This is a genomic window from Solihabitans fulvus, assembly GCF_008386585.1.
GTDB lineage: Bacteria > Actinomycetota > Actinomycetes > Mycobacteriales > Pseudonocardiaceae > Solihabitans > Solihabitans fulvus.
Window position 1 is genome coordinate 247,254 of record NZ_VUOB01000002.1, and the last position, 7,457, is coordinate 254,710.

Sequence of the window (7,457 nt, forward strand, 5' to 3'; positions counted from 1 at the left end):
GATCTGGACGTGCAACGGCGGGAGCAACCAGAAGTGGACCTGAAGCCGGCTGGGAGAAGATCGTCATGAACAGGGGAAGCACAAGCCGCAGGAGTCGAACCCTGATCGCTGTACTCGGCGCCGCGGCGATGGTCGCGGTGGTGGCGTTGGGGGTGACGCTGGGGACCCACACGGCTCTGGCTGACGTCACCGGCGCACTGAACGGTGTCGGTTCGGGTCGGTGCCTGGACGTACCGAACGCCAGTCAGACCGACGGCACCTACCTACAGATCTACGACTGCTCGGGCGGTGGAAGCCAGCAGTGGACGTTGACGGCCAACGGCCAGTTGACGGTGTATGGCGGCAAGTGCCTCGACGTGCCCGGCCGCGCGACCGCCGCCGGTACCCGGGTGGAGATCTGGACCTGTAACGGTGGGGCCAACCAACAGTGGCGGGTGAACTCCGACGGTACGGTGGTCGGGGTGCAGTCCGGGCTCTGCCTGGACGTCACGGGTGCCGGTACGGCCAACGGCAGCGCGGTGGAGATCTGGACGTGCAACGGCGGCAGCAACCAGAAGTGGACGGGCTTGTCGACGACAACCCCGCCCACCACGACCCCGCCGACCACGACTACGACCGGGGGAGGCGGTAACTGCACTCTTCCGTCGACGTACCACTGGACGTCGACAGGTGCGTTGGCGACGCCGCAGAACGGGTGGGTCTCGCTCAAGGATTTCACCAACGTCGTCTACAACGGCAAGCACCTCGTCTACGCGTCGAACGTCTCGGGATCGTCGTACGGCTCGATGGCCTTCAGTCCCTTCTCGAACTGGTCCGACATGGGCTCGGCCGGCCAGATCGGGATGAGCCAGGCCGCGGTGGCGCCCACACTGTTCTACTTCGCGCCGAAGAACATCTGGGTGCTGGCCTACCAGTGGGGTGCCTGGCCCTTCATCTACCGCACGTCGAGCGACCCCACCAACCCCAACGGCTGGTCCTCGCCGCAGCCGCTGTTCACGGGCAGCATCTCCGGCTCGGGCACCGGCCCGATCGACCAGACCCTGATCGGTGACGGCACGAACATGTACCTGTTCTTCGCCGGTGACAACGGCAAGATCTACCGGGCGAGCATGCCGATCGGGAACTTCCCCGGCAACTTCGGCTCGTCGTACACGACGGTCATGAGCGACTCGACGAACAACCTGTTCGAGGCGGTCCAGGTGTACAAGGTCCAGGGCCAGAGCCAGTATCTGATGATTGTCGAGGCGATGGGCGCGGGTGGGCGCTACTTCCGCTCGTTCACGGCCAGCAGCCTGAACGGTTCGTGGACTCCGCAGGCCAGCAGCGAAAGCAACCCCTTCGCTGGCAAGGCGAACAGCGGTGCCAACTGGACCAACGACATCAGCCACGGTGACCTGGTCCGCAACAACCCGGACCAGACCATGACCATCGACCCCTGCAACCTCCAGTTCCTCTACCAGGGCAAGTCCCCCAACGCCGGTGGCCCCTACGACCAACTGCCATGGCGGCCGGGCGTCCTGACGCTGCGGCGCTAACGACCGACGCCTGACCGACGCCTGCCTCGGGGAGGAACCCCAGCCGCCCGGCGGCTGGGGTTCCTCTCGGCCGACCTGCGGGCGGGTCAGGTTCGCAACGGCGTCGACGTCGTCGTCGGCCACGGCGTCGCAGTTGACCACCCTTGTCTCGCGGTACCGCTGGAGGAACTGATGAGAACGACAACCGGACCAGGCCGGCTGCTGGTGGCGGCGAGCGCGGCTCTGGCGCTGGCCTTCCCCGCGCTGACGCCGGTCGCCGGCCACGCGGCGCCGGCCGCGTCGCTGAGCGTGGATCTCGCGTCGAAGCTGGGACCGTCAACCGGAGTGGGGGAGGGATTCCTCTACGGCATCACCGAGGACGGCACGCAGCCGGCGGATCAGTTCCTCCGGCCGCTCGGCATGAACGCCTTCCGCGGCGGTGGGTGGTTCTCCGGCGGCTGGATCAAGGACAACTACCAGTACGGATCCGCCGTCAAGGCCGACATCAGCTCGATGACCGCGCAGGCGAAGCGGCTGACCCAACCGCCGTACCACGTTCAGTACCAGGCGCTGCTCACGGACATCTACGGCATGAACGGCGGCCAGCCGTCGAACACGATGTACCCCTGCGACAACGGAAACTGCTCGAACTGGGTCAGTTTCATCGACGCGTCGGTTGGCGCGTTGCAGGCGTCGGGGCTGAAGTTCGCCTACGACATCGACAACGAGCCGGACATCTCGGTGTTCTGGACGCGGGGCGTGAACAGCGCCCAGTACTTCCAGATGTGGGACGCCGCCTACCGGGAGATCCGCCGAATCGCGCCGGGAGCGCAGATCGTCGGCCCGTCGTTCGCGTACACGCCGCAGAGCCGGCCCGACCAGTGGCAGACGTGGCTGGCGCACGTGAAGGCGGCGGGGACGGTGCCGGACATGATCACCAACCACAACGAGGGTGACGTCGACGACCCGGTCACCGTCTCGCAGTCCCTGAACAACGCCCTGTCGAGGGCGGGAATCGGCCCGGTGCCGCTGTCCGCGAACGAGTACCAGCCGGCCGACCGGCAGACCGCCGGCGTGACCGCGTGGTACCTGGCGCGCTTCGCCCAGTCCGGATACGCCAACGCGATGCGCGGCAACTGGGTCTGTTGCGTGACACCGAACCTGACCGGCGTGCTGACCCAGAGCGGCGGGACGTGGCAGCCGACTGGCAACTGGTGGGCCCTTCGTGACTACGCCGACCTGACCGGAACCCTCGTGGCCACCTCGGGCCAGGTCGGCTCGACGGCGATCTCCGCGTCCGAGGACGCCACCGCCAAGCGGGCGGTCGCCATCATCGGGGACTCCAACGGGTACACAGGCGGGTCGTCCGTGACGTTCAACGGCCTCGCGTCGGTCCCCTGGCTGGCGAACAACGGTTCCGTGAACGTCACCGTCAACCGCATTCCCGACCAGGCCCCACTGTCCGCGCCGCAGGTTGTGTACAACCAGAACGTCAGCGTCTCCAACGGATCGATCACCGTGCCGATCACGTTCCAGGCATCGCACGACGCGTTCGCCGTCTACCTGACGCCCGCTTCGTCCAGCGGCGGCGGCTTCCCCGGCGGCTACCACCAACTCGCGGTCGCCAACAACGGCCTGTGCCTCGACGTGTACGGCGCGAGCTCGGCCGCCGGCGCCGCGATCAACCAGTGGACCTGCGGCGCACAGGCCAACCAGCAGTTCCAGTTCGTGCCGTCCTCCGGCGGCTACGGCGAGCTCCGGGCGCAGAACTCCGGTCAGGACGTGGTGGTCGCCGGCAACTCCACCGCGCAGGGCACTCCCGACATCGTGCAGGAACCCCCGAACGCCACAGCGACCGCCGGCCTGTGGCAGCCCGTGCAGCAGTCCGACGGCTCGTACGAGTTCCGCAACCAGAACAGCGGCCTGTGTCTTGACGTGTACGGCGCCGGCAGCAACCTCGGCCAGCAGCTGGACCAGTGGCCGTGCAAGAACGCGCCGGGGACCAATCAGGACTTCATGGTGCACTGACCCCGCTCAGCCACGAGACGGCAGCCTCGACCCCTTGGTCAAGAAGGGGTCGGGGCTGCCGTGTTTCGTACTGTGCTGGACCTCCTGCCGGAGAACAGCACGACGAATCCTCGTCGGGCGGAAACCTTTTCGGCAGCGGCGGCAACTAGCAGGCGGAACCGATGACGATGAGCCGTGCGCGAGGCGCGGCGGATTCGAGGAGAGCCGCGATGAGTGAGACCGAGCCCACCCGCCGACCCGTGCGTCGGCGCGGTGGCGCCGCGCAGCGCAGACGCCGCCGCTGGACGGCGATCGCCCTGGTCCTGGGCGTATCCGCGCTGGTCGGTTCCTTCCTGCTGTTGACGCGGGACGGACCGAAGGCGGCGGCCGTGGCGGTGGACCCCACCACCTACTACCAGTTCGTCTCCGTGCGCAGCGGCAACGCGCTGGACGTGGCCGGCGCGGACGACGCGGACGGCGTCCGGATTCAGGAGGAGAAGCGCACCACCGACGCGGCGAGCCAGCAGTGGCAGGTGAAGCTCGTCGACGACGGTTACTGCCAGCTGGTCAATCACAACAGCGGGAAGGTGTTGGGAGTACGGAAGGCCGCCACGGCGCGGGCCGACATCGAGCAGCAGTCGGACACCGGCGCCGTGACCCAGCAGTGGAAGCTCAGCGATGCCGGTGACGGGGCGGTGAAGATCGTCTCGCGCGACAGCGGCCTGGCGCTTGGTGTGAACGACGGCGCGGACGGCCATGCGGTCGTCCCGTCCGCCGATCGGGGCGGCATGGACCAGCAGTGGAAGCTGGCGAAGGCGGACAGCCCCGCCAAGCCCTCGGTTCCCGCCCGGGCCACCGCGCCCAAGCCTTCCACCAGCGTTTCCGCCCCGCCGCCCGCGTCCGTCCCGCCAGCTGCGACCTCAGCCAGTCCGGGCAGTTACACCTGGCGAAACGTCCAGATCGGGGGCGGTGGCTTCGTCACCGGCCTGATCTTCAACCCCACGCGCAGGGGCCTGCTGTATGCGCGAACCGACATGGGCGGCGCGTACCGCTGGGACAACACGGCCGGCCAGTGGCTCCCGCTGACCGACTGGATCGCGGACTGGAACCTGATGGGCATCGAGAGCGTGGCGACCGATCCGGTCGACCCCGATCGCCTGTACCTCGCGGCCGGCGACTCCACCGAGGACTGGTCGACCAACGCCGCGATCCTGCGCTCCACCGACCAGGGCAGGACGTTCCAGCGCACCGACCTGCCGTTCAAGCTGGGCAGCAACGAGGACGGCCGGTCCGCGGGCGAACGGCTCGCGATCGACCCGACCGACCACGGCACGCTGTACCTGGGCACCCGCAAGAACGGGCTGTGGCGCAGCGCCGACTACGGCGTGACGTGGAGCCAGGTCGCCGCGTTCCCCGTCAAGGACGGTGCCAGCAGCGGAGCCGGCCTGTCGTTCGTGACCTTCGGCCCGGCCGGCAGCAGGACGATCTACGTCGGTGCCGCCGACCGAACCACCTCGCTGTACCGGTCCACCGACGGCGGCAGCACCTGGCAGGCCGTGCCCGGCCAGCCCACCGGGCAGCTGCCACAGCACGGCGTTCTGTCCGGTGACGGTGCGTTGTACGTGACCTACACCGACTCCCTCGGCCCGAACGGAGTGAAGGCCGGGTCGGTGTGGAAGCACACGCCGTCGAGCGGAACCTGGAAGGACGTCTCGCCGATCCCCGCCACCAGTTTCGGCTACGCCGGGCTTGCGGTGGACCCGCAGCACCCGTCCACGGTGATGGTCACCACCCTCGACCGCTGGTGGCCCTCGGACGAGCTCTACCGCTCCACCGATGGCGGTGCCACCTGGAAGGCCCTCGGGGCCACGTCCGTCCGGGACTCCTCCGGGGCGCCGTACGTCGGTACCGGCATCGGCCACTGGATGGGGGCGCTCGCCCTCGATCCGTTCGACTCGGGGCATGTGATGTACGGCACCGGATCGGGCCTCTGGGCCAGCAAGGACGTCACCGAGGCGGACAACGGCGGCGCCACGCACTGGACCGTCCCGGTCAAAGGGCTGGAGGAGACCGCCGTCCTCGGCCTGGTCGCGCCGCCCGGCGGCAAGCTGATCAGCGCACTCGGCGACGTCGGCGGATTCCGCCACGACGACCTGGACAGGGTGCCGGCCGCGGCCTCGTCCGGACCGCGCTTCAACAACACCACCGGAATCGACTTCGCCGAGGCCCAGCCGAACATCGCGGTCCGCGTCGGCTACGGCAGCGCGGAGCGCGGCGCCTACTCCACGGACGGCGGCGTCAGCTGGACGCCGTTCGCCGGGGCCCCGGTGAGCGCCGCGGGTGGCGGCAGCGTGGCGATCTCGGCCGACGGCGGCACCGTGGTGTGGACTGCGTCGGGGCAGGCGCCCTACGTCTCCACCGACCGGGGCGCGACCTGGACGGCGTCCTCGGGCCTGCCCAAGGGCACGGTCGTGGTGGCCGACCGCGCCGCGGCGGGCAGCTTCTACGCCCTCAGCGGCGGCACCCTGTTCGCCAGCACCGACCACGGCCGGAGCTTCACCGCTCGGGCCAACGGGCTCGCCGATGGACGCCTCAAGGCGGCGCCGGGCAGCGCCGGGGACCTGTGGATCGCGGGCGTCGGCGGCCTGTCGCACTCCACCGACGGCGGGGCGCGCTTCAGCAAGGTGGGCGGCGTCGGGGAGGCCAGCGCCGTCGGCTTCGGCAAGGCCGCTCCCGGTGCCAGTTACCCGGCCGGCTACCTCGTGGGTACGGTGAACGGCGTCACCGGGGTCTTCCGCTCCGTCAACGGCGGCGCCACGTGGGTACGGATCAACGACGACCGGCACCAGTACGGCGGGGCCGGCGGCAGCGGCGCCATCACCGGTGACCCCGCTGTGTTCGGCCGGGTCTATCTGGGCACCAACGGCCGTGGCGTGGTGTACGGCGACGTGTCCTGACCACCGGCCCTGCCGCCGGTCGGGTCGGCGCGAGCGCCAGGCCCGACCGGCGGCCACTGGTACGTTGCCTCCCTCGTTGGGGCGCATGGGTAGGAAGAGAGCAACCGGGACACATGCTCCTCGATGACGCGTCGGCGGAGTTCCACGACTTCTTCGAACGGCACTACGCCGAGCTGGCTCGTCTCTCCCGTCTGCTGACCGGCGAGACCGATGCCGCCGACGACCTTGCCGCGGACGCGCTGATCGCCCTGTGGCAGCGCTGGGACCGGCTGCGCCAGGCCGAGCATCCGCTGGCGTACGCCAGGGGAGTGGTCGCGAACCTCGCGCGGGAACGAATCCGCAGCGCGACCCGCGAGCGCCGCCGGATCGCCCTGTTCTGGTCACCGGGTTCGCAGCAGGCGCGGAGTCCGGACGTGGCCGCCGTCGTGGACGTGCGGGCGGCGCTCGGCCGGTTGCCCTTCGGCAAGCGGGCCTGCGTCATCCTCCGGCACGCCTTCGACCTGTCGGAGAAGGACACCGCGGATGCGCTGGGAATCTCGGTCGGTGCGGTGAAGAGCCAGACCTCGAAGGGACTGGTGGAGCTGGAACGGCTCCTCGGAGTGCAAGCGGCCGGGGACCTGGCAGCGGAGAGGGGGAGCCGGTGAACGAGGAGATCAGCAGGCGACTGCGCGAGGCGGCCGAGGCACACCAGCCCGACCGCGACCGGATGCTGGCACGCGTGCACCGCGGCATGGCCGGCACCACCGTCCGCCGCAGGGTGCGGTCGTGGCCCAAGGTGGCGCTCGTCGGCTCCGTCGCGGCCGGCGTCCTGGCCATCGCCGGCCTCGCCGTCGCCGGAGTCATCCCGACCACGCCGGCGCGCCCGAACGGCGAGACCACTCTCGTCGTCCCGAGCCCGACCACGACATCCAGCTCCCCGGCCTCCTCTCGCGCCACCGTCGGCTCGGCCGCGCCGCCCGCCTTCGGCGACCTGGTGCTC

General features: G+C 69.9%; 4 protein-coding genes and 1 pseudogene. All 5 read left to right on the forward strand.

All coding sequences use genetic code 11. The features are described 5' to 3' along the window. The first annotated feature begins 65 nt into the window (after nucleotides 1-65). Complete coding sequence (locus F0L68_RS02465; protein WP_149847725.1) at nucleotides 66-1,535, forward strand: non-reducing end alpha-L-arabinofuranosidase family hydrolase; 1,470 nt, start codon at nucleotides 66-68, stop codon at nucleotides 1,533-1,535. A 171-nt stretch (nucleotides 1,536-1,706) separates the two neighbouring features. Next, nucleotides 1,707-3,542 (forward strand): RICIN domain-containing protein, encoded by a 1,836-nt coding sequence (locus tag F0L68_RS02470; protein WP_149847726.1) that lies wholly within the window; start codon nucleotides 1,707-1,709, stop codon nucleotides 3,540-3,542. Nucleotides 3,543-3,751: 209 nt separating this feature from the next. After that, the gene (locus F0L68_RS02475; protein ID WP_149847727.1) at nucleotides 3,752-6,478 is read left to right on the forward strand and encodes an RICIN domain-containing protein; all 2,727 of its coding nucleotides are present in this window, start codon (nucleotides 3,752-3,754) and stop codon (nucleotides 6,476-6,478) included. 113 nt (nucleotides 6,479-6,591) lie between these two features. Further along, a complete protein-coding gene (locus tag F0L68_RS02480) occupies nucleotides 6,592-7,122 on the forward strand; it encodes a SigE family RNA polymerase sigma factor (RefSeq protein ID WP_149847728.1) in 531 nt (176 codons plus the stop codon). Next, nucleotides 7,119-7,457 (forward strand): annotated as a pseudogene (locus F0L68_RS02485) (hypothetical protein); the annotation flags it as partial. The gene F0L68_RS02480 and the pseudogene F0L68_RS02485, both read left to right, overlap by 4 nt.

What these genes read in the sequence shown, in the direction of transcription:
- F0L68_RS02465 (WP_149847725.1), top strand. Translation starts at nt 66, where the DNA reads ATGAACAGGGGAAGCACAAGCCGCAGGAGTCGAACCCTGATCGCTGTA.
- F0L68_RS02470 (WP_149847726.1), top strand. Translation starts at nt 1,707, where the DNA reads ATGAGAACGACAACCGGACCAGGCCGGCTGCTGGTGGCGGCGAGCGCG.
- F0L68_RS02475 (WP_149847727.1), top strand. Translation starts at nt 3,752, where the DNA reads ATGAGTGAGACCGAGCCCACCCGCCGACCCGTGCGTCGGCGCGGTGGC.
- F0L68_RS02480 (WP_149847728.1), top strand. Translation starts at nt 6,592, where the DNA reads ATGCTCCTCGATGACGCGTCGGCGGAGTTCCACGACTTCTTCGAACGG.